General features: G+C 37.1%; 19 protein-coding genes and 1 pseudogene. 6 read left to right on the forward strand and 14 right to left on the reverse strand.

The window, feature by feature from the left end; all coding sequences use genetic code 11:
* Positions 1-342: 342 nt before the first annotated feature.
* On the reverse strand, positions 343-1,668 hold the full coding sequence (locus AC1M36_RS16915; RefSeq protein WP_336451645.1) for a UDP-glucose dehydrogenase family protein: 1,326 nt from the start codon (positions 1,666-1,668) through the stop codon (positions 343-345).
* A gap of 783 nt (positions 1,669-2,451) precedes the next feature.
* Here AC1M36_RS16915 and AC1M36_RS16920 point away from each other — a divergent pair.
* The 3 genes from AC1M36_RS16920 to AC1M36_RS16930 all read left to right on the forward strand — a co-directional run bounded on the left by AC1M36_RS16920 (position 2,452) and on the right by AC1M36_RS16930 (position 7,234).
* Complete coding sequence (locus AC1M36_RS16920) at positions 2,452-3,525, forward strand: glycosyltransferase family 4 protein (RefSeq protein ID WP_336451644.1); 1,074 nt, start codon at positions 2,452-2,454, stop codon at positions 3,523-3,525.
* 194 nt (positions 3,526-3,719) lie between these two features.
* Positions 3,720-4,457: a polysaccharide deacetylase family protein gene (locus tag AC1M36_RS16925; RefSeq protein ID WP_479846057.1), complete on the forward strand. Its 738-nt coding sequence runs from the start codon at positions 3,720-3,722 to the stop codon at positions 4,455-4,457.
* Positions 4,458-4,558: 101 nt separating this feature from the next.
* Entirely contained in the window at positions 4,559-7,234 is a 2,676-nt protein-coding gene (locus AC1M36_RS16930) for a sigma-54-dependent transcriptional regulator (RefSeq protein WP_479846058.1), read from the forward strand.
* Positions 7,235-7,277: 43 nt separating this feature from the next.
* Here AC1M36_RS16930 and AC1M36_RS16935 read toward each other — a convergent pair whose 3' ends face one another.
* On the reverse strand, positions 7,278-7,706 hold the full coding sequence (locus AC1M36_RS16935) for a CHRD domain-containing protein (RefSeq protein WP_336451641.1): 429 nt from the start codon (positions 7,704-7,706) through the stop codon (positions 7,278-7,280).
* Positions 7,707-7,934: 228 nt separating this feature from the next.
* On the opposite strand from AC1M36_RS16935, the gene AC1M36_RS16940 reads away from it, so the two are divergent.
* Positions 7,935-9,095, forward strand: coding sequence for a chromate transporter (locus AC1M36_RS16940; protein ID WP_336451640.1), 1,161 nt, complete (start codon positions 7,935-7,937; stop codon positions 9,093-9,095).
* Between the two features lie 223 nt (positions 9,096-9,318).
* Here AC1M36_RS16940 and chbG read toward each other — a convergent pair whose 3' ends face one another.
* The 9 genes and pseudogenes from chbG to AC1M36_RS16985 all read right to left on the reverse strand — a co-directional run.
* Positions 9,319-10,023, reverse strand: a complete 705-nt coding sequence (chbG, locus tag AC1M36_RS16945) for a chitin disaccharide deacetylase (RefSeq protein ID WP_479846059.1) — start codon at positions 10,021-10,023, stop codon at positions 9,319-9,321.
* A 239-nt stretch (positions 10,024-10,262) separates the two neighbouring features.
* A complete protein-coding gene (gene celF / locus AC1M36_RS16950; protein ID WP_336451638.1) occupies positions 10,263-11,588 on the reverse strand; it encodes a 6-phospho-beta-glucosidase in 1,326 nt (441 codons plus the stop codon).
* A gap of 3 nt (positions 11,589-11,591) precedes the next feature.
* Positions 11,592-11,915, reverse strand: coding sequence for a PTS lactose/cellobiose transporter subunit IIA (locus tag AC1M36_RS16955; protein ID WP_241818773.1), 324 nt, complete (start codon positions 11,913-11,915; stop codon positions 11,592-11,594).
* Between the two features lie 182 nt (positions 11,916-12,097).
* The gene (gene celB / locus AC1M36_RS16960) at positions 12,098-13,405 is read right to left on the reverse strand and encodes a PTS cellobiose transporter subunit IIC (protein ID WP_336451637.1); all 1,308 of its coding nucleotides are present in this window, start codon (positions 13,403-13,405) and stop codon (positions 12,098-12,100) included.
* A 17-nt stretch (positions 13,406-13,422) separates the two neighbouring features.
* Entirely contained in the window at positions 13,423-13,725 is a 303-nt protein-coding gene (locus AC1M36_RS16965) for a PTS sugar transporter subunit IIB (RefSeq protein WP_336451636.1), read from the reverse strand.
* 484 nt (positions 13,726-14,209) lie between these two features.
* The gene (locus AC1M36_RS16970; RefSeq protein ID WP_336451635.1) at positions 14,210-14,623 is read right to left on the reverse strand and encodes a DUF3021 domain-containing protein; all 414 of its coding nucleotides are present in this window, start codon (positions 14,621-14,623) and stop codon (positions 14,210-14,212) included.
* Positions 14,624-14,627: 4 nt separating this feature from the next.
* Complete coding sequence (locus AC1M36_RS16975; RefSeq protein WP_336451634.1) at positions 14,628-15,077, reverse strand: LytTR family DNA-binding domain-containing protein; 450 nt, start codon at positions 15,075-15,077, stop codon at positions 14,628-14,630.
* Between the two features lie 132 nt (positions 15,078-15,209).
* Positions 15,210-15,527 (reverse strand): PTS lactose/cellobiose transporter subunit IIA, encoded by a 318-nt coding sequence (locus AC1M36_RS16980; protein ID WP_336451633.1) that lies wholly within the window; start codon positions 15,525-15,527, stop codon positions 15,210-15,212.
* Between the two features lies 1 nt (position 15,528).
* Positions 15,529-16,139 (reverse strand): annotated as a pseudogene (locus AC1M36_RS16985) (PTS sugar transporter subunit IIC); the annotation flags it as partial.
* Between the two features lie 591 nt (positions 16,140-16,730).
* Here AC1M36_RS16985 and AC1M36_RS16990 point away from each other — a divergent pair.
* A complete protein-coding gene (locus tag AC1M36_RS16990; RefSeq protein ID WP_336451713.1) occupies positions 16,731-17,948 on the forward strand; it encodes a dicarboxylate/amino acid:cation symporter in 1,218 nt (405 codons plus the stop codon).
* Positions 17,949-18,241: 293 nt separating this feature from the next.
* Positions 18,242-19,390 (forward strand): acyltransferase, encoded by a 1,149-nt coding sequence (locus AC1M36_RS16995; RefSeq protein WP_336451632.1) that lies wholly within the window; start codon positions 18,242-18,244, stop codon positions 19,388-19,390.
* Between the two features lie 17 nt (positions 19,391-19,407).
* Here the strand turns inward: AC1M36_RS16995 and AC1M36_RS17000 are convergent, their stop codons facing one another.
* The 3 genes from AC1M36_RS17000 to AC1M36_RS17010 form a co-directional block, all read right to left on the reverse strand.
* On the reverse strand, positions 19,408-20,232 hold the full coding sequence (locus AC1M36_RS17000) for a class C sortase (RefSeq protein ID WP_336451631.1): 825 nt from the start codon (positions 20,230-20,232) through the stop codon (positions 19,408-19,410).
* Between the two features lie 470 nt (positions 20,233-20,702).
* Positions 20,703-21,788, reverse strand: a complete 1,086-nt coding sequence (locus AC1M36_RS17005; RefSeq protein ID WP_336451630.1) for a transcriptional regulator — start codon at positions 21,786-21,788, stop codon at positions 20,703-20,705.
* Between the two features lie 108 nt (positions 21,789-21,896).
* Positions 21,897-22,040, reverse strand: coding sequence for a hypothetical protein (locus AC1M36_RS17010; RefSeq protein WP_033664840.1), 144 nt, complete (start codon positions 22,038-22,040; stop codon positions 21,897-21,899).
* Positions 22,041-22,111 lie beyond the last annotated feature (71 nt).

Genomic DNA, 22,111 nt, shown 5'->3' on the forward strand with positions numbered 1-22,111 from the left:
GCCCCATGCCGAGTGAAAACAAATGGAGAACACGAGTGGAAGTCTCTTTTTATTTTCATAGCCGCGACTTTTATGCCGGAAAATCAACATGGATTTATATACAATTCAAGTTGAAAACTAACACAAAACCTTCCCTTTTAGATGGGAGAGAGCTTCCGTCTATGCATAGAAGCGGTCAGATCCTCTTTTTACCCATGCCAAGTGAAAACTAAAAAAACGAGTGGAGATCTTCTTTTGTTTTCATAGCAGCGATTTATATGCCAGCAAATCAATATGGATTTATATAGTATTGTTACACTCACCATTATATATGAGAACACAAAAGGACAAAAGAAAGCTTTCTTAATAGACGGTAGAAACTCTTCTATTACAAACGCTCTTTCTTCCAATGGAATAGTAATCCATTCTATGTTTCTTAATATCCTCCCCAGTATAACAATTTCTCCCATCAACTAAAATAGGTTCACGCATAAGTTTCACATACCTTTCTAGTGGATACGTACGTATGCATTCCCAATCAGTTACGATAAACACTGCTTCTGCCCCTGTGACTGCCTCATCTAGATCCGTTGTGTATTTTATTTCATCTCCAAACAACTGCTGCACATGCAAAATAGCTTGTGGATCATATGCAATTACGTTTGCCCCCATCTCTATTAACTCCTTTATAATGGGAAGAGACGGTGCCTCTCTAATATCATCTGTACTCGGCTTAAAAGCCACCCCTAACACTGCAATCCGCTTGCCTCTCATATCCATTACACTTCTTGCTTTCCGAACAAGTAACATTTGTTGTTTGTTGTTCACTTCAATTACTGCTTTTAACAACCGAAAATCATGTGCAACATTACCTGCAATTTGGACGAGAGCATTTGTATCTTTTGGGAAACATGAACCACCATAACCAATACCTGCTTGTAAGAATTGAGAACCAATTCGCTGATCCATTCCCATACCACCTGCTACCTCTAACACATCTGCGCCTACCTTCTCACATATATTAGAAATTTCATTTATAAAACTAATTTTCGTAGCCAAAAAAGCATTTGAAGCATATTTAATCATTTCAGCACTGCGGATATCTGTAACAAACGTTTCAATTAGCAGCTTACTGTATAACTTCTTTACCTTTTGTGCAATTTCTTTTGTCTCCGCCCCTATCACGATTCGATCACCATGGAAAAAGTCATGTATACCAGAACCTTCCCGCAAAAACTCTGGATTGGATACGATATGTATAATATGTCGTCCTTGCAGCTTCTCTTGAATCCATTCTTTCATTTGATTGTTCGTACCAACCGGAACCGTACTTTTTGTAATTATGATCACATCTGAATTTGTATATATACCAATTTCATAACAACTATTACGAATATATGTTAAGTCTGCCGTTCCATCCGTTAAAGACGGTGTGCCAACTGCAACAAATATGAAATCTACATGTTTAAATGCTTCTATTGGATTTGATGTAAATACTAGCCGCCTTTCTTGGACCGCTGCATCTACTAATTGTTCTAGGCCAGGTTCATAAATTGGCATTTCTCCTTGCTTCATTCGTGCGATTTTCCCTTGGTCTATATCAAAACAAATAACATCATGGCCCAATGTCGCTAATCCCACTCCAGTAATTAATCCAACATATCCGGTACCTATTACCGTAATTTTCATTAGATTTTCCGCACAGGACCCTTAACATTTTGTGAAAATACTGTATGAAAGTAGCAAGACAAGAAATGTACATTTTTTGTGAATGACAACACTCCTGTGCTTCCTCCTTTCATTCTAAAAATGAATATAAGGCAATGTCTTTCAGTTACTCTTTTTCTGATATAAAGTGAAACTTTAATCAGCCCTCACCAATCGGGCTGTTACGGGCAGTAATACTCCCACCTACCTTCTTTGCTTTCGTCGAATTTTGAGGTGGGAGTATTACTGCCCGTTAATGCGGGACAAAGCGAAATGAAATATGATATGAGCTCTTACTCCCTATTATATGAGACGTCTGCTCTATTCTTTTTTAAGATTTTGTAAAATAACGCTCTCCATTTAGACACGTTTCTTTACAAACCACTTTATTACTGGCACATTTAACGTTTCCATATTTTAACGCGAAACGTACGTATTTTAACGTGTAACACTTATAATAAAGAAAATTGGTCAAATCCTACCATCCCTACTAGGAACAGACTTATATATGTCATCATTCTGTACTTTAGTTTCAAAACCCTGCGATATAAGTGAATGATAAAATATATTATAACCTCCTTGCACGACATTACGTTTAGGATGAATTTGTCATATATTTTATCTGTTTCCAATTACAGTGAATAGAAAAAAAGATTGAATTCTAATCTTTTTGTGATACCATATGTTATGAGCCTGCAAACAAACATCATAATTTTCAGACAAATAATCAAAAAACTACGTTAAAATATAAAAGGTGGGGTATTAATGGACTCACAAGTGATTTATGCCATTTTGGCATCTTTCATTACCGTATTGGTCGTTACTCCTTTAGTCATTAAATTAGCATTTAGAATTGGAGCGACTGATAAGCCAAACGCACGTAAAGTACACCAAAAAATCATGCCTCGTCTAGGTGGACTGGCAATTTTTATTGGTGTAGCCGTTGGATTCTTTGTTAGTGGATTGTATGAACAAAGAATGCTATCAATTAGTTTAGGTGCTGTCATCATTGTCATTATCGGTATTTTAGATGACATGTATGAATTATCAGCAAAAGTAAAATTCGGTGGACAACTACTAGTTGCTGCACTCATCGCAAAGAGTCAATTATTAGTACAGGTTCTTTATATTCCATTCTTAGGCGATACTGAACTGGGAATACTTGCATATCCAATTACAATATTCTGGATTGTAGGTATTACAAATGCGATTAACTTAATTGATGGATTAGATGGACTATCTGCTGGAATTTCATCCATTGTCCTTGCAACGTTAGCATATATGGCCTTTACTAGTCCGATTGGTACTGGCGCTGTCATTATTCTACCGCTTGCTCTCATTGCCCTTGCAAGTACACTTGGATTTTTATTCTATAACTTCCATCCAGCTAAGATTTTCATGGGGGATACAGGAGCATTATTCTTAGGATATTGTATTTCTGTTATCTCGTTACTCGGATTATACAAAAGCGTAACGTTATTTAGTTTCCTTGTTCCCATTATTATTTTAGGTGTACCTATATTCGACACACTGTTTGCGATTATTAGACGAGTTGTGAATAAAAAACCAATTTCTGCACCAGATAAATCGCACTTACATCATCGTCTATTAGCAATGGGCTTCTCTCATCGCACGACGGTACTAATCATTTACGCATTCGGTATTTTCTTTAGCGTAAATGCGATTATTTTCTCTAGTGCAACGTTATGGTTATCCATTATTCTTCTATTCGCTTTAATCTTCTTCACTGAAATCGTAGCAGAAGTAATCGGTCTTGTGCACGAACGTTACAAACCAATTATTTCCTTCTATAAAAAAGTGAAAAAACGCGAAGAATAACTGTAGTATAGCCTTTTTTAGCAAAAAATATTCAAATAGCACTCTTTCTTTTTTAAGAAAGGGTGCTATTTTTCATTTCCAAAATATAGTTTGTTTGAGAGTTCTTCTATTGGAGAAAGATATACATATAAAGAGGATAATGAGACTACAATCTTAACTCCTTCTCCATCACTGTTAGACTGAGGGTGAGTATTGTGATAAAGCAAATGTTTCAATGGATGATTATATTCCTAAGTATTACTACATGTTCGATATCTTATACTGAAGCAGCCGCTAACTCCCCACTTATACATGACTCTATGATTCAGGACGCGGCTCTTCCGCAAAAAATTGCATACTTAACATTTGATGATGGACCGAATAAATACACATCACAAATTTTAAACATTTTAAAACAAAAACAAGGAAAAGCAACCTTCTTTGTAATTGGTGGAAAGGCTTCACATTACCCACAAACAATGAAACGTTTAATTAAGGAAGGGCATTATATTGGCTTACATAGCATTTCCCATGACGTGAAACGTTTATATACTGGTGATCCAATCGCTTTAATTGCCGAAATGGAACAAACCCGTTCCATTGTCCGCCGCACCACAAATTTGGATACACACCTCGTGCGCGTTCCATACGGTAGTATGCCTTATTTAAAAAAGAATTATCGCGATGCGCTTGTTTCTGCTCGGTACAAAATGTGGGATTGGACAATCGATACATATGACTGGAAAAGTTATCATAATCCTTCTGCTATACTAGAGCGAGTCATGAACCAAAGCGACGAACAAGTAGAAGTTATTTTAATGCATGATTCTAGTGTCACAGTGAAAATTCTTCCAAAGGTAATTGACTATCTTAAAGCAAAAGGATATACACTTCTTCCTTATAATCCTTCTTCCCATTTAGAAGTAAACTTCTGGAAAGACACAAGATTGTAACAGCTTTAGTATAATACTAGGGCTGTTTATACTTTCCTCTTCCCACACTTCTCATTTTTGTGTAAAATTTGAAATAGTGATGAAGTTTCGAGGTGAAGAAAATGAAACGAATGGACCTCATTTATAATGCAATGCAAAAGGGGAATTACTCAGAAGGTGTAACAGCATCTGAACTCGCTACACTTCTACAGCTAGACCGTGCAAATGTAAGCAGCGATTTAAATAAACTTGTGAAAGATGGTCGTTTATCTAAAACAGGAACACGCCCTGTCCGTTTCTATTTAGGAGCTAACTCTCGTATGGAAACGCCTTCACAAAATGACACTTCGCTCGATGCCTTTGCAAGAGGAAACACAAGCCTCAAAATTGCAATTGAAAAAGCAAAGGCTGCTGTACTCTACCCTCCAAATGGTATGCATACATTACTACTTGGAGAAACAGGTGTCGGGAAATCTATGTTTGCTTCTTTAATGCATGAATACGCGATTGAAGTCAATCAGCTGCCAAAAGATGCACCATTTATCGTTTTTAACTGTGCAGATTACGCAAATAATCCACAGCTCCTGCTTGGACAACTTTTCGGGATCAAAAAGGGTGCTTACACTGGTGCAAGTGACCAAAAAGGATTAATCGAAAAAGCCCATGAAGGAATTCTCTTTTTGGATGAAGTGCACCGCCTTCCTCCAGAAGGTCAGGAAATGCTATTCACATTTATTGATCGCGGTGTGTATCGTCGCCTTGGAGAGACAGAGAACGAGCGCCGAGCACAAGTATTAATTATTACTGCAACAACAGAAGAACCGAACTCTTTTTTACTCAAAACATTTACAAGACGAATTCCGATGACCGTAACGCTCCCACCACTTCGTGAGAGAACACATCAGGAACGCTTTGCTTTATTGCAGCTCTTTTTTACGAATGAAGCGATTCGTCTGCGAAAAGAAATTCATGTCAGCCCAAATGCAATGCGCGCATTCGTCTTTTATCAATGTCCAAATAACATTGGACAATTAAAAACAGATGTACAAATTGCCTGTGCAAAGGCCTATTCTGACTTCGTTACAAAGAAAAGGGATTACGTACGCGTTTCTAGCACTGATTTGCCATGGTACATGAAGGAAGGCTTATTTATCGAAAGAAAAAGCCGGCATTTGTATCAAGTGCCAAACGAAACATTTGTATTTACGAGTGATGAAGGATGGAGTAGACATAAAACAGAAGATACACGTTCTTCCATTTATGATTACATCGATCACAAATATGAAGAACTTCAGGCACGCGGGATTGAAGAAGAAGAATTAGAGTTATTAATAGACAATGATATCCAAAGCTTTTTCGTTCATTATTTTAATCAAATATCAAAAAAGACAAATCATGAAAACGTCTTTAAAATTGTCGATCGTAATATTGTTTCTGTGTGCGAAAAAATAGCTGAACTAGCAGAAAAACATTTATCTAAGACATTCGATGAAAAAGTCTTTCTTGCTTTAAGTTTACATGTACAGACAACTCTACAACGACTGCAGAGCGGGAAACAAATTCATCACCCACAACTCAATCAAATTCGCACGAAATATAAAGAAGCCTTCTCAGTCGCTATGCAGTGTATTCAACTTTTAGAAGAAGAACTGCAAATCACAATGCCAATTGATGAAGCTGGATTTTTAACGATGTTTTTCGTCGTCGATCCTATTCCTGCTTCCCAAACAGAAGTAAAAGTATTGATTTTAGCTCACGGCAATGGTATCGCAACAGAAATGGCAAATGTTGCGAATGAACTTCTCGGTATTGATGAAGTAACAGGAATTGATATGCCGCTTCATGAATCACCGAAAGATTTCTTAGAACGAGTAAAAGTGTACATGAAAACGCTAGAACATATAAATGGTCTTCTCTTACTCGTCGATATGGGTTCACTTGCTTATATCGGGGATATACTGGAGACGGAATTTCATATCCCTGTACGTATTCTCTCTATGACAAGTACACCACACGTATTAGAAGCAGCAAGAAAAGCGCAGCTTGGCTACTCATTAGACGCGTTATATGAAACGGTGAAAAACTTAACACCGTTTTACCTGAACGTACAAGAAGAAAAGAAAAAGCCGCTCGCTCCAATGAAATCAGTCATTTTAACAGCTTGTTTAACAGGAGAAGGAAGCGCGCTAGCTATTCAAAAAATGCTTGAAAACTATTTACGATTCGATAAAAATTTAATAGAAATTATTCCAATTAGTATCGTTCATGAAAAAGATTTAACAAAAATGATCGAAAATATAAAAAAAGAACGCAATATGATTTGTATTGTCACAAACTTTGATGTACAGGTACCATGTTTAACATATCATTTCCAAGACATCGTAAACTATAAAGCCATTCAGCCGATCCAAGAATTAATTACGTATGAAGAAACATATGCAAAAATGGCTGATATTCTCGGGCAACAAATGCAGCGTAATGATGGGGCTCTCATGATCAAAACAATCCGGTACGCATTAAATACTATTCAAGAGCTCATCTCCTTGCAGTTAAACCCTGATAGTTTAATGGGAGTTATTTTGCATATGAGCTGTATGGTTGACCGGCTTCAAAAAGGAGAAAAGCTACTCCCTTATCCTGACAAAGAAGCGCGTAGACAAGATGAATACTGGATGTATATGAAGGTCAAAAAAGCATTGCAACCAATTGAAAACACATTTGACGTGCAGATTCCAGACGATGAAGTTTTTTATGTGATGGACTTCTTCATAAAGAATCAACCAGAAAAAAAAGAATAAAGTAAACATGCCCGTGAATATTACTATTCACGGGCATGTTTATTTACCGGCTCATAGATCGGCTATATTCTTTTATCTTCCCACGGATTTCTCCCTTTGTAAATGTCCTCGTATGAACATTTACATATGCATTTACTTCGTCAATTGCCTGCACAAGATTCTCAAACGTCTTCCCTTGCAAAGGTCCTTCTTCTAAATCTTTCGTAGACACCACACCTGTTATCGTTCCTTCATTCACGCTAATTCCATGCTTTACAGGTCCATATAAGAATAAAACCACTGGTCCATCCTGATTCCCTTTCCCTAAATGGATTTGACAAGATGTTATTTTTTCAATATTTTTCAATATGACCCTATAATGTAGTTTTGTAAAAGTATCATTAAAAATAAGCTCTGCGACCCCATAAGCCTTTGTTTTTACAGGAGGTAACTCATTACCACCTTTCAGCTTAGCAACGAAATGTTTTGTCATACTAGCAACCTTCTCCTTATATGAATTTCAACTCGAATAGCTCTGGTATCTCTTTAACTAATTTATTGCCGGGACACGAGCAATTATGACTCTTTCAGGCGTGCTTTTTATGAGATATCTAATTCCCCTGTGTACATCTTTACAAAAACATTACATCATAACCATTCCTTTTGCCTAGGTGCTCCTTGTATAATGCATGTAGAATAAAAATTTTTTTGGGAGGTTCTCTTGAAAACAATTGTAGAAATTTTTCTCGTATCACTTAAACTAGGACTTACTTCTTTTGGAGGGCCTGTCGCTCACCTTGGTTACTTCCATCACGAATATGTCAAAAAAAGAAAATGGATGGATGAACGCAGTTATGGCGATTTAGTGGCACTCTGTCAATTTCTCCCCGGTCCTGCAAGTAGCCAAGTTGGAATTGGCATCGGTTTATCCCGCGGAGGATTCCTTGGTGCTATCGTTGCCTGGGCAGGCTTTACACTCCCATCCGTTCTTGTTCTTGTCTTTTTCGCTTCACTACTCCAACAATTCCATGTAGAAAATGCTGGATGGATTCATGGATTAAAACTTGTAGCAGTCGCGATTGTCGCTCATGCAATATGGGGAATGGCGCAGAAACTAACACCAGACCGAAACCGAGCAACCATTGCCATTACTACAGCGGCACTTGCATTACTATTTCCAAGTGCTTGGACGCAAGTTACGCTCATTCTACTCGCTGGCCTTATTGGCTGGTTCTTATATCGTAAACATGAAATTCCACCTGTTAACAAAACGCATATTCCTGTTTCGCGTATAGCAGGTACCATATGTCTCTTACTATTTTTCAGTTTATTATTCTTACTACCAATATTACGACCATTCTCGCACTGGATTGCCCTGTTTGATAGTTTCTATCGCTCTGGCTCACTTGTATTTGGCGGAGGACACGTCGTTCTTCCTCTTCTTGAAAATGAATTTGTATTAAATGGCATGATGACAAAAGAGCAGTTTCTAGCAGGATACGGCTTAACACAAGCTGTTCCAGGTCCCCTCTTTACATTCGCTTCTTATATAGGAACTATACTAGGCGGGACACTAGGAGCTACTCTTGCGACAATTGCTATTTTTCTCCCGGCATTCTTACTTGTCATTGGCGTACTGCCATTTTGGGATCAAGTTAGACGCTTGTCTTATGTACAAGGTGCACTACTTGGTATTAATGCTGCTGTTGTTGGTATTTTACTAGCTGCTTTTTACAACCCAATTTGGACAAGCTCCATCATAAGTACGGCTGACTTTGTCGTCGCTTCTCTCCTCTTTTGCCTATTAGCATTTTGGAAAGCACCACCATGGATCGTTGTTGTTCTTGGCGCTTTAAGCGGCTATATCCTTTCTATTATCTAGCCATACAAAAAGACGGTTTTACTAAACCGTCTTTTTGTACTATATACATCCATTTTGATTTTCAAGCGCACAAGTCACGGCTATACAGCCAAAAAAAGATTCCCTCTCACTTGCTCTTTTCATTTTAACTTGGCATGAGGCAGGAAAAGGATCTGACCGCCCCTATCCATGAGCAGATCCTCTCTTCCATCCAAAAAGAAAGTTTTTTAAATCTTCCTATACATTAAAATCTCACAAGTTCTATTCCTTCTGGTAAAACACTTTCCGTTAAAATCTGTAGTTCCTTCACACGATCCATTACATAGGAAGAACGCTTCACAAGCTCTGGATCAATGTAAGCAGGGTGCGCCATTACCTCTACTATTTTTCCATCCTGCACACGCTCTTTTAATTTAATAAAATAATCTTCCTGCACACCATTGCTATAGAAGTCACTATAAAACACATCAGAAAATGGACACACTGCCCTCTCTTCAGCACAGCGACGGATTGGTACATTATATTTTTCTGACAATCGCTTCAAAACATCGTGCAAAATCTGTAAACCATGCACATGATGATGGCTATCGAAATGCGTTGGTGTTAATCCATAAGATAGAAACTTTTCAATTTGAGCGGTCCATTCTCTTTCAACCTCTTCAGGGTTTATGTTTCCTTCTCTTACTACACTTTGCTTATGAAACAATCCATCTTCACTTACAAGAGACGGAACCTCTGTAAGAAGAGGTTTTCCCGCCGTTAAGACAAGATGCACTCCTACTCCTAATGTCTTATATTCTTTCGCTAAGCGTACTGCATGCTCCGTTCCTGGCATGTTCATCATCATCGTCGTAGAATTCACAATCCCATTTACATGGCCTTCAATAATGCCGTAATTGGTACCTTCTGTAAGTCCAAAATCATCTGCATTTACAATTAATCGAATCATGATTTTCCCTCCTACTATATATCCATCTTGATTTACTAACATATACTCCGCTGCTATGAAAATCAAAATATGACCTACACTCATTTTCTCTTTTTGTTTTAACTTGGCATGGGGCTAAAAAAGCACTGGCCGCTTCTATGCATCGCGGATCCTCTCTTCCCCCTAAAAAAGGTTTTATGTTGTTTTTTCAATTTATATTTATATAAATTGAAAAAAGCGGGCTTTATAAGCGCCGCTTTTTATTTCTCTACCTTTTTGAAGAACTGCGGAAGATATTCTTTATGCGCTTCCAACATTTCATCTAAAATTTGTTTTGCTACTTTATCTGATGGTACAAGTGGGTTAATTGTCATAGCAAGCAGCGCTTTATGATAATCACCTGTAACAGCAGCTTCAATTGACGTACGCTCAAATGATTTAATTTGCTGAACTAAACCGCGAACAGGAACCGGTAAATCACCTACCGCAATCGGCTTTGGACCATCCTTCGTAATGATACAGTTTACTTCAACAGCCGAATCATGCGGCAAGCTTGCAATTGTACCGTTGTTTCTTGTATTAACAGGTTGAATATCACCTTTATTATTATAAATAGACGTAATTAAACTACATGCTGCATCACTGTAGTACGCTCCTCCGCGTTTTTCTAATTGCGGTGGCTTAATATCTAAATTCGGATCTTTGTATAATTCAAATAAGTCATCTTCTAATTGTTTCACCACTTCTGCACGTGTGCCTTTTTCAATAGAAGCTTGTTTTTCTTCTTCTAGCATTTCACGTGTTTTATAGTAGTAGCGATGATATGGACATGGAATTGCACGAAGTCCGCGAATGAAATCTGGCTCCCAATCAAGCGCAGCGATGTTTTCCATCGTGATTTGCTTTTCTGGATCTGTTACAAGTTCTAATACACGGTCCATCACACTTACTCCATCTAAATACACATCTAATCCGTAGACCATATGATTTAAACCAGCAAAGTCAACATGTACACGGCTTGCATCTACTTCAAGTAGCTTTGCAAGTCCCATACGAATACCAATTGGAACGTTACATAATCCCACTACTTTTTTGATACTTGTATAACGAAGTACAGCCTCTGTTACCATACCAGCTGGATTTGCAAAGTTAATCAGCCAAGCGTTCGGACAAAGCTCCTCCATGTCTTTACAAATATCCAAAATAACAGGAATCGTTCTCAATGCCTTGAATAAACCACCAGGACCATTCGTTTCCTGACCAATCACATCATATTTTAATGGAATTGCTTCATCTTTCGCGCGTGCCTCTAATAAACCAACGCGAAGCTGTGTTGTTACAAATTCAGCATCCTTAAGTGCCGCGCGACGATCAAGTGTTAAATGAATATCAATTGGTAAACCAGCTTTTTTGACCATACGTTTTGCTAAGTTACCAACAATTTCTAACTTTTCTTTTCCAGCTTCAATATCTACTAACCAAATTTCACGAACTGGTAGTTCATCATAGCGCTTAATAAATCCTTCAATTAACTCTGGTGTATAACTAGATCCACCGCCGATTGTAGCAATTTTAATTCCGCTCATACCTTATTCCCCTTTCGCATCAAGCTTTTTATAAAGATCGATAAATTCCGCTGCTAATTCTTTCACAGTCATTGAATTCATTAAATGGTCTTGTGCATGAATTAAAAGAACACTAATTTCTGTTTTTTCTCCTCTTGCTTCTGATTGTATGAGCTCTGTTTGGAAATGATGTGCTTCATTAATCGCTTCTTTCGCTTTTGTCATCGCTTCATCTGCTTCTTCTAATTTCCCCTGTTTTGCATATTGCAAAGCTTCCATCGCGTAGCTTCTTGCGTTACCGCTGTGTAAAATTAATTGGAATGGAATTTGTTCTGCTGTAGTCATCATAATTACCGCCCTCTCTATATAGTTCAACCGACCTGAAATACCTCTTCAGTTTGAACGTGTCTATAAAAATATTATTTTCTTAAATTGGTTTTGGTGTTCTTCTAGATGTATGCCATCTTTCTGAACAAGATATAAAGTTATTGTTCTCACGGGATCTTTTCACCCGTGAGAACAATCATATATTACATAGGTACAGATTGATTATTTCCTTGTGCTGCAGCTTTTTCAGTTTTAACGATAGAACGGTCACATAATACAACGAATGGATAGTAAATGACCATTGCAATTACAAAGTTGAATAACTGTAGAATTGCACCTGAAATATGTCCACCTGTTACAAGATAACCACTAATGATTGGTGGTGTTGCCCATGGAATCATCACAACTGTTTTTGGTACCCAGCCAATAGATATAGCTGTATAAGAAGTAATTACTAATACAATTGGTGTTAGGATAAACGGTAAGAATAAAATTGGATTTAAAATAATTGGTGTACCAAAGATTGCTGGTTCGTTAATATTGAATGCACCTGGTCCAATTGATAAGCGAGATACACCGCGTAATTGTGCACTTTTTGCTACAAGTAATACCACTACTAAGAACGCTAATGTTGCACCAGAACCACCAAGATATACGAAAGTATCAAAGAATGGTTTTGTAACAATGTTTGGAACATCAAATGCAGATGTGCCACCTTTGAATAAATTAATATTTTTCTCTAATGCCGGTAAGTATAATGGCTCAATAATACCACCAACGATATTTGGACCATGTAAACCGAAGAACCAAAGAAGATGAACAAGGAATACAATGACAATTGCACTTGGTAATGTCCCTGCTAAACTTTGCAATGGTAGTTGAATCGTATTAAAGATAAACTCATGAACACTTGTACCAGCTAATTTCACCGCTAATTGAATACCTGCAACTGCTGTTAAGATAACAAATGCAGGAACTAAAGCTGCGAAAGATCTTAAAACTGCCGGTGGTACTCCATCGGGCATTTTAAAGGTAATTTCTCTTTGTACAAAGAAACGGAATACTTCAGTAACAAGGAGTGCCACGATAATTGCTACGAATAACCCTTGTGCACCTGTCCAAGCTAAGTTCAATCCGCCTTCTTTCGGTGTTGTTGGCGTAAGAATAATTAACGCACCAAATGAAATAATACCTGCTGACAAACCATCAACGCCGTAAGATTTTGCTAAATTATAACTTGTTGTAAATGCTATGATTAGTGCTAGAATTGCGAAAGAACCAGTCCACATTCCACCGCCAACTTGTTTCCACGTTTCACCAAACAAACCTTTCATGAAATCTTGGAAAGCTTCAGATGGAAAACCATTAATTAGTGATGCCAGTGCACCAACTAAAATAAGTGGCATAACTGCAATAAAGCCATCACGAATCGCAGCTAAATGACGTTGTGACCCGATTTTACCAGCGACTGGAACAATATATTTTTCCATAAATGCAATAAACTTTTGCATTTTCTTTCCCTCCCTAATTATTTTTTAAGTGTTAATGCGTGATCTAAAACTGCTTCTCCATTCATCATGCCGTAGTGCATTGGATTAATAACATCGATTCCAACATTTTTCTCATCCGCAAGCGTTTTCAAAGAAGAAAGCATGTAACGAACTTGTGGTCCTAGTAATAATACATCTGCTTCATCAATGTTGTTTTTCACTGCATCCCCAGATACAGCCCAAATCTTTCCTTCTAACCCGCGAGCCTTTGCAGCTGCTTCCATTTTTGTAACTAGTAAACTTGTAGACATTCCTGCTGAACAACAAAGTAAAATATTCATTAATAAGTCCCCCTATGCATGTAAACTATTTTTGTTATTTATTTTTCTTTACGCCTTTTATTAATGCAATTAGCGTGCCAACTTTTTAAACCGCCTAAAATTAACGCTTTTTTCTGTGTTTCTATTGTGTGTTACCGCTTTCAAAGAGTGTGTTACCCAAAATATGTATTGTGTGTTATAAAACAACACGCTCGTAACACATATCTGTATGAAAATAGATTAGTGTTTAGTTGTCTAGTTGTGTGTAAAAACAAAAAAATATTTTTATAAATAAATTTTATTTTTCCACATGAAAAATCCATAAAAAAACAAATTTGTTCGTGATATAAGGGAAATAGCTAATATGAATGAACGATGAAGAGGAATTTCTTTGAATCATAATAATACCATCAGTGAAGTAACACTGATGGTAGGTAGGCATCCATACATAAAGACGTTCCTGCTCTCTTTTTTTCACTAAACTGCTCACTTCGCTTCGATCCCTCTATTTCAACTGCTTATTTAATCCCTCAATTTTTTTCTTCCAATATATTGTCATCGTAAACCATATAATGAAGTAAATAACGATAAAGCTACTTATGCAAATAAGAATCGGAACGAGATGATTTGGAACCCATCCAATCCAAATTGCAATCGGTAAGAATGTTCCTAGTAAGATGATAAAGTGAATGATTGTTTGTCTTAAAATGCTCCACTCTTCTCTCTCAAACACAAAGGAGGCAAATGAGAAAATCATCCCCACAATATTTGATGCCACAAGGTGAGTAAGCAATGTCTTTGTCTGTAATACATCCATTCCATTTGTATAACCAATTCCTAAAAACAATAAACTATATATCATCGCCATCGCCATTCCTGCGATCACTTTGGCACCTATTCTATCAAACAATGTAACCATTTCCCTAACCTCCTCCTATATTTAAAGCTTCTTTAATACGCGGTACATATTTTCTTGAAACGTATTCTTTCATCCCATTTGAAAAGTGGGCACACATACTGCCGCTAAAAGACATTTCAAAGCTTGTTACATGCTGCAGGTTAGCAAGTATCGACTTTGAAAATCGTACAAAGCGATCACCCTGTAACTTTGTTTCTAACTCATACAAACGTGATTTCACTTCAAGAATTCCTTTCGTCGTTTGCGCCATTACCTTTCGATCCTCTGCATAAAACCAATAAATATCTTTTAGCTCTAACAAATAATATTGCTGCTTCGACATTCCAACAATCTGCTTCACATTCCCCCCTTCTATCCTTTTTAAAAGATGCTGAACTTCATCTGTCACTTCTTTTGCTTTAACAATAATCTCTATTTCATCTTGTGATGGATTTAATTCAAGGTGAATTTTCACTGCCTCCCACCTCCCTTACACCTTTATTTTTACATATATTTCAAAAAAATAAATGGATTGGTGCATAAGTAGTGTTGTTTTTGTCATAACTGACTCTTTTTGAAACATAAAAAACCTTGCATACGCAAGGTCTCATTCTTTCGCTGACATTTTTTTATATAACGCTACAAATTCACTCGCTAATTCCTTTACCGTAATCGCATTCATTAAATGATCTTGCGCATGAACCATGAGCAGTGTAATCTCTGTTTTTTCCCCGCCAGCTTCCCTCTGTATTAAATCTGTTTGTAAACGATGTGCCTCTTGCAGTTCTTGCAAGGCCTCTTGTAATTTTGCCTCCGCTTCTTGAAATTCTCCGCGCTTTGCATAATCAATGGCCTCCATCGCACTGCTTCTCGCATTTCCCCCATGTAAAATTAAATGAAAAGCTTGCGTCTCTAATATATCCATCTTAATTCCCTACTCCCCCTTTTACTTCGGCTACTTTTTGTTTATCCCACATTTTCAAGAACGGTAATAAATCAAGAATGCAAGTATAAAGTTAACAATTTGCAAGGCAACACCTGAAACTTTCCCACCTGATCTAAAATATCCACTAAAAAGAGTTGGCGTTGTCCACGGTACTGCCGCACCGCTTGGCCGAGCAACAAGCCCCCATTCCATTGCGAAATAAGAAACAAATGTCATAACGACTGGAACAAGTATAAATGGAATGAGCAAAAGTGGATTCTGTACAATCGGCATTCCAAACGTGACCATTTCATTAATATTAAAAATACCTGGCTCAATTGATAACCGGCTTAAACTTTTTAATTGCTGACTCCGTGCAAATAATAGCATCGCTACAACGAGCGCAAGCGTAGCGCCAGAGCCACCGGTATAGATCCATAAATCGAAGAATTGCTCTGTTATCGTATTAGGTATATCTTTTCCCGCCTGAAAAGCAATACGGTTTTGATCCATAAGTGATAACCAAACCGGGCTCATAACACCGCCTACAATTGCAGCCCCATGAATTCCGCATGCCCAAAGTACACGGACAATAATAACCGCTGCTAATGCGTCTACTTATATTGTTCTCCTAATCTGTAAGCGATTCCAAAAGTAGCTATTAAAGACATTATATTAGATGTTGCACTAACTGGATACCCTAACACCTTCGGTCTTTTCCATTTTCGTTACAAGTAAACTCGTAGACATTCCCGCCACGCAGCAAAATATTCATTGCACTTCCCTTCCTTATGGAATGAACCTAGGTATCTACTAGATTACAAATACATATGTTTAGATTTCATACCGTATACCACACATAAAAACAAAAATTTCTCCGTTTTCACGCTATTCCATCTATCCGTATTTTCCTAGTAAACTGCCCCACAAATCGCTATAATAATTCAGTATGATTTTTTACATTATATAAATCCAACTTGATTTTCCAACATATATATTCATTTTGATTTTCAAGCACCTAAGTTGCGGCTATGAAAACAAAAGAAGATCTCCACTTGTTTTCTCCTTTTGTTCTCACTTGGCATGTGGCTAAAAAAGGCACTGACCGCTTCTATGCACGGCCGGATGCACTCTCCCATCTAAAAAGAATGGTTTGATGTTCGTTTTTTAATTTGGATTTATATAGATAGGAGGAGATACATGATGAAGGCTTATCGCTTTCCAATTATTTTATTATCTTCCATCCTAATTGGTGGTTTCATTGGTTATTTCATGGGTACCGATGCAGTTGCTTTAAAACCGCTTGGTGACATTTTCTTAAACTTAATGTTTACGATTGTTGTACCTCTTGTGTTCTTTAGCATTGCTTCATCTATTGCCAATATGGATGGATTAAAACGTTTCGGAAAAATTATGTCTAGTATGGCAGGAACTTTCTTATTTACAAGTATTATTGCTGCAATTTTTATGATTATTGTCGTGAAAGTATTCCCGCCCGCACAAGGTGTTGTATTAGAGTTAACACAACCTGATAAGGCTGAAAAAAGCATTAGCGTTGCTGATCAAATAGTTGGCATCCTTACAGTATCAGATTTCTCGAAGTTACTATCTCGTGAAAATATGCTAGCTCTTATTTTCTTCTCTATTTTAATGGGAATCGCAACTTCAGCAGTTGGCGAAAAAGGAAAACCATTCGCTACTTTCTTACAATCTGGTGCAGAAATTTCAATGAAAGTTGTTTCTTTCATTATGTACTATGCTCCAATTGGATTAGCTGCTTACTTCGCAGCCTTAGTTGGGGAATTTGGACCACAGCTTCTTGGAACATATTTCAGAGCAGCAATGGTATACTATCCAGCTTCTCTTGTATATTTCTTTGTCTTCTTTACATTCTATGCGTACCTTGCAGGACGCAAACAAGGTGTACAAATCTTTTGGAAAAACATGGTCTCTCCTACAGTTACATCACTTGCAACTTGTAGTAGTGCCGCAAGTATTCCAGCAAACTTAGAAGCAACGAAAAAAATGGGCATCTCTTCTGACGTTCGTGAAACAGTTGTCCTTCTTGGTTCTACACTTCATAAAGACGGATCTGTTTTAGGTGGCGTTTTAAAAATTGCTTTCCTATTCGGGATTTTCAATATGGAATTCTCAAGTCCAAAAACATTAGCAATCGCTCTTGTTGTTTCTCTATTAGTTGGAACGGTGATGGGCGCAATTCCTGGCGGCGGTATGATTGGTGAAATGTTAATCGTTTCTCTATATGGCTTCCCACCAGAAGCATTACCAATTATCGCAGCTATTAGTACAATCATTGACCCGCCAGCAACGATGTTAAACGTAACAGCAGATAACGCTTGTGCCGTAATGACAGCTCGCCTTGTTGAAGGTAAGAACTGGGTTAAAAGTAAATTTGCATAATAAATAATAAGAAAAAACAGGGGCAGTTCATTCAGACAAGCCCCTGTTTTTTTCGTTGTTTGTCGGAAGGTCGATATCCTTTGTCGAAACGCCGATATAATTTCATTTACTAATTCTCCATCTCACTAATCCATCTCACTAATCCATCTCACTAATCCATCTCACTAATCTATCTCACTAATCCATCTTCTTCAACATCCTCCGTCACAAATTTGTTACAACTTTCACAAAGTTTCCACAATCCTTCCCTCTCCTTCGTACTATAATCATGTATGGAAAAGGAGATGGAGATCATGACACAAAATGCCCCAGAATTTAAAGTATTGCAAAGCATTGCGTTTCTTGCTGTTGTTTTACAAAGTTCTTTACTATATACAATGAACCAAGGAAATACTCTACTCGAACAATCTCTCATTATTGGAATGCTATTCAACCTCGCAAAATTTTCAGCGCCAGCATTCATCTTTATCGTTGGATTTCATTTAATTCGGCAGTATACAAAACAACTGGTATATAAAGAATACATATACGAAAAAACGGCACATCTACTTGCACCTTACTTATTCTGGTCTATCATTTACTTATTTACAACAACGGAGTCCGTTACCGTGCAAAGCGGAATAAAAAACCTATTGCTTGGAACAGCTGCACTTCACCTTTGGTATGTCATTATGATGTTTCAAATTCACTTGCTGTTCCCCTTGCTATGTACTTTATTTTATTGGTTTCAAAAACGAACACATAATCAGCATGACATCTACAAATATATGACTGCTTTTTCTATCATATATTTTCTGTTAATGTGGTATTCTTCTCACTATATTTTCAACGGAGAACGACTAACAAGCTCAGCTATTTTACATTATACAGATCGTTCATTCCTATTCTATTCATTCTACTTTGTCATGGGAGGAATTGCAGCGGTAGCACTGCCAGCTTGGCGTTTATTCGTCATGAAGCATATGCCACTTATAACAATCTTATTTTTTATTCTCTTCCTATTCATCAACTATGAACTATTTAGCTTTTATGGTGTAGATTCCATTCACCTTACTGTATCTACTTATTTAAAGCCATCCATGTTTTTGTACATTGTATGTGAAATTTTAATACTATACGCACTATCAATCATGATTGTTCAGCGACGAGGAGCGTTATATAAAACATTACGTTTTATCGGAAGCTATACGTACGGAGCCTATTTAGCACATTTTTTCTTTTTACAACTAATTACGAAATTATTATCTCTATTTACAATACAAGCCAATACAATTGTATATAGTCTATTGCTATTTCTTCTAACAGCAATATTCTCTATCATCATAATGGTTATATGTAGCACGATTCCACTCCATACATGGATTGCAGGTCCTTCTCCCGCGCCTTTCTTAAAATGGCCAACGCTTATTCCGTTGTTACCATTATTAAGAAGTAAAAAATAAAAGAAGCAAGCTTCTCTCTATTCAGAAGCTTGCTTCTTTTTCTTTCTTCTCTTATAAATAGCAAATAAAACCCCACTTGCAATCACTGCAGAAGCTGCTGCCATCCTTTTATCTATCATAAACGGCTTAGCACTCTCTTCTTTTTTCTTTTCCTTCTCATCATAAGGAACGCGGTGCCCTCTAATTAATAGCCTATGTGTATTCACCCCGTACGGCGTACATGTAATTAAGGTGGCATAATCTTGCTCTTTCACAATTGCTAAATCATCTATTTCATTTGGTAGCACAACTTTAACTTGATCAATTTTATAAGCAAGAACTTTATCCAATGCATGTATATAAAAAACATCGGACTCTTTTAGCTTATCCAAATCCGTAAACAAAACGGCAGAAGGTAATCCGCGATGACCTGTTAAAATCGTATGCGTTCCTTCTCCCCCAACAGGTAAAGATGATTTTTCTATATGACCGATCCCTCGGCTTAAAACCGCTTCTGAGGTTCCATGATAAATCGGAAGCTTCACATCAATTTTGGGTATCTCAACATACCCCATTACTTCTCCTAAATTTAAAACATCTACATATGACCTTGAATCATCATTTTTATTTTCACTAAACGGATCTGTAACGGTTTGATTCTCTTTTTGAAGCTTTTCATTATATTCCTTTGCTTCTCTTTCTCGGCGTTCAATCTCTTCCTTCTTAAGCGCCATTACTTTTTTATCATACGTGCTAACTTGAGAATAGTGCGCTCTTGTCGCGAGCCAATTACTTACAGTCGGGTATAAAAAAATACTAAGGCCTACTAAAAAAATACATCCAAAAATGATATTACGCTTCATAAAATACCTCTTTAAATATGCTAAAATGTCGAAAAAGAGGAAGCATTTACTCTTCCTCTTTTCACATTATATCACTATATTTCTCTATAACCTTAGTTTTTTGCTGGTTTCTTCCTGAAAACCACAAGTCCTATTGCAAGAATTACCCAGCCGCTTTTGTTGTTTTCTACTTCCAACTTCTTCATGTTGCTCATCAATCATTACTTTGATTAACTCTCCCGATCTTTGATAAGATTCTTTCTTACCACCTTGTTCCTTTGTTTCAACTTACTTCGACAAACAGATTATCATATAGCATACAGATTTCTCTTTTCTTGAACGTAATCACTCTAATCTTCCCACTATAGTTTTATCCCGCTACTTTAGGGCAGTAATACTCTCACCTCAAAATTCGGCGGGAGCAAAAAAGTTAGGTGGGAGTATTACTGCCCGTAAAGACCCGATTGGTGAGGGCTGATTAAAGTTTCACTTTATCGCTTATCCATTTTCAATTTTGTCTCAGCTAACAACGGCAATACATTATCAAAAATATGTGTATTGTTCTCTTTCCCAGTTACATATCCACCATAAAATCTGCTGAATACATTGTCATTCCGAAATTCACTCATGCGCTCGTACAATTCCTTAGCAAATTTTATATCTCCCGTTTGTAACACATATAGAATCGTTAGCCCATATGCTGCTGGTGATTCAAAATCTACTACTGGTTTCCCTGTTTCTAAATTATAGCGACCATATAGCTTTCCATCTTTGCGGAATGCCTTTTTAATAAAATCTAAATATGCTTCTGAAGAAATTCCTCCTAAACTACGATGATAAGCAACATACGATTGATCAATTACATTCACCTGTTTTTCATATGTGAACGTGCCATCTTCTTTATATTCTTTCGGAAATGCCCAGCCCTGCCTTGGATAATCCGCTAAAAATTGAATCACTCCCTGATACTGCGCTTCTGAAATTTTTCCGTACTTTTTCATATAAGAGAATGCCCTTGGATTTATGTAAGACGTCGTTAATATGTTGTTTTGCATTCCATTATCTGCATCATAATAATCAACATAGTTTTTTCCTTTCTTATTATAACGAAGTACAGCATCACTCAATTGATCCGCAAAATATTTATACCGCTCTTCTTTATACATATCATAGGCACGATATAGCTGTTCGATAATACGAAGGTCATCAATAAGAGCATTCGTAGCTGCCTGTCTGTCCCCTGTTTCAGAAATCTTCCATAAAACAATATAAGCGGGATGTACAAAATAATTTTGGATCACCTTTACTTGTTCATCAAACAATGATTGATTGTCTATATCAAGCGTATATTGTAGCCATAACCCTGCTGATTCTGATAACGCTTCACGTCCAATTGCCTCATTCGTTCCTACTTTCGAATCAGCTATTCGATATGTTGCGAGCGTCTCATTCTCGTTCATCATATGTCTCATAATAAAATGTTCTGTCCGATTGCCTTGTAGTGCAGTCCAAAAAACAATTCCACCTAACACGATAAATAAAGTACACGCAATCCCTATATACAAACGCTTCCGCACATTTCCTCACCTCTATAATAAGACTAACCGTAATCTAGATAGAACATACAGAAACATAAAAAAAGACAATCCTTTAGATTGTCCCTCATTTTCTATCCTTTGCACATGTTAATTAGCCTCTTTTGTGGGGCGGTACAGTGATTGTACAAGATGATCATATTCACGCCGTGTAATTTCTTTATTGTATAACTTTAATAACAAATCTTTATGCTCTTTCGAAAACGCCATTTTTCTAATGACTTCAGGATACATACAAACATCCCCTCCGTTTCCCGTGGACTTTCAGCTTGTCCCTCTACAAATGAAATTCCCTTAATAGAACT

This window comes from Bacillus sp. Medicinal_06, assembly GCF_056711665.1.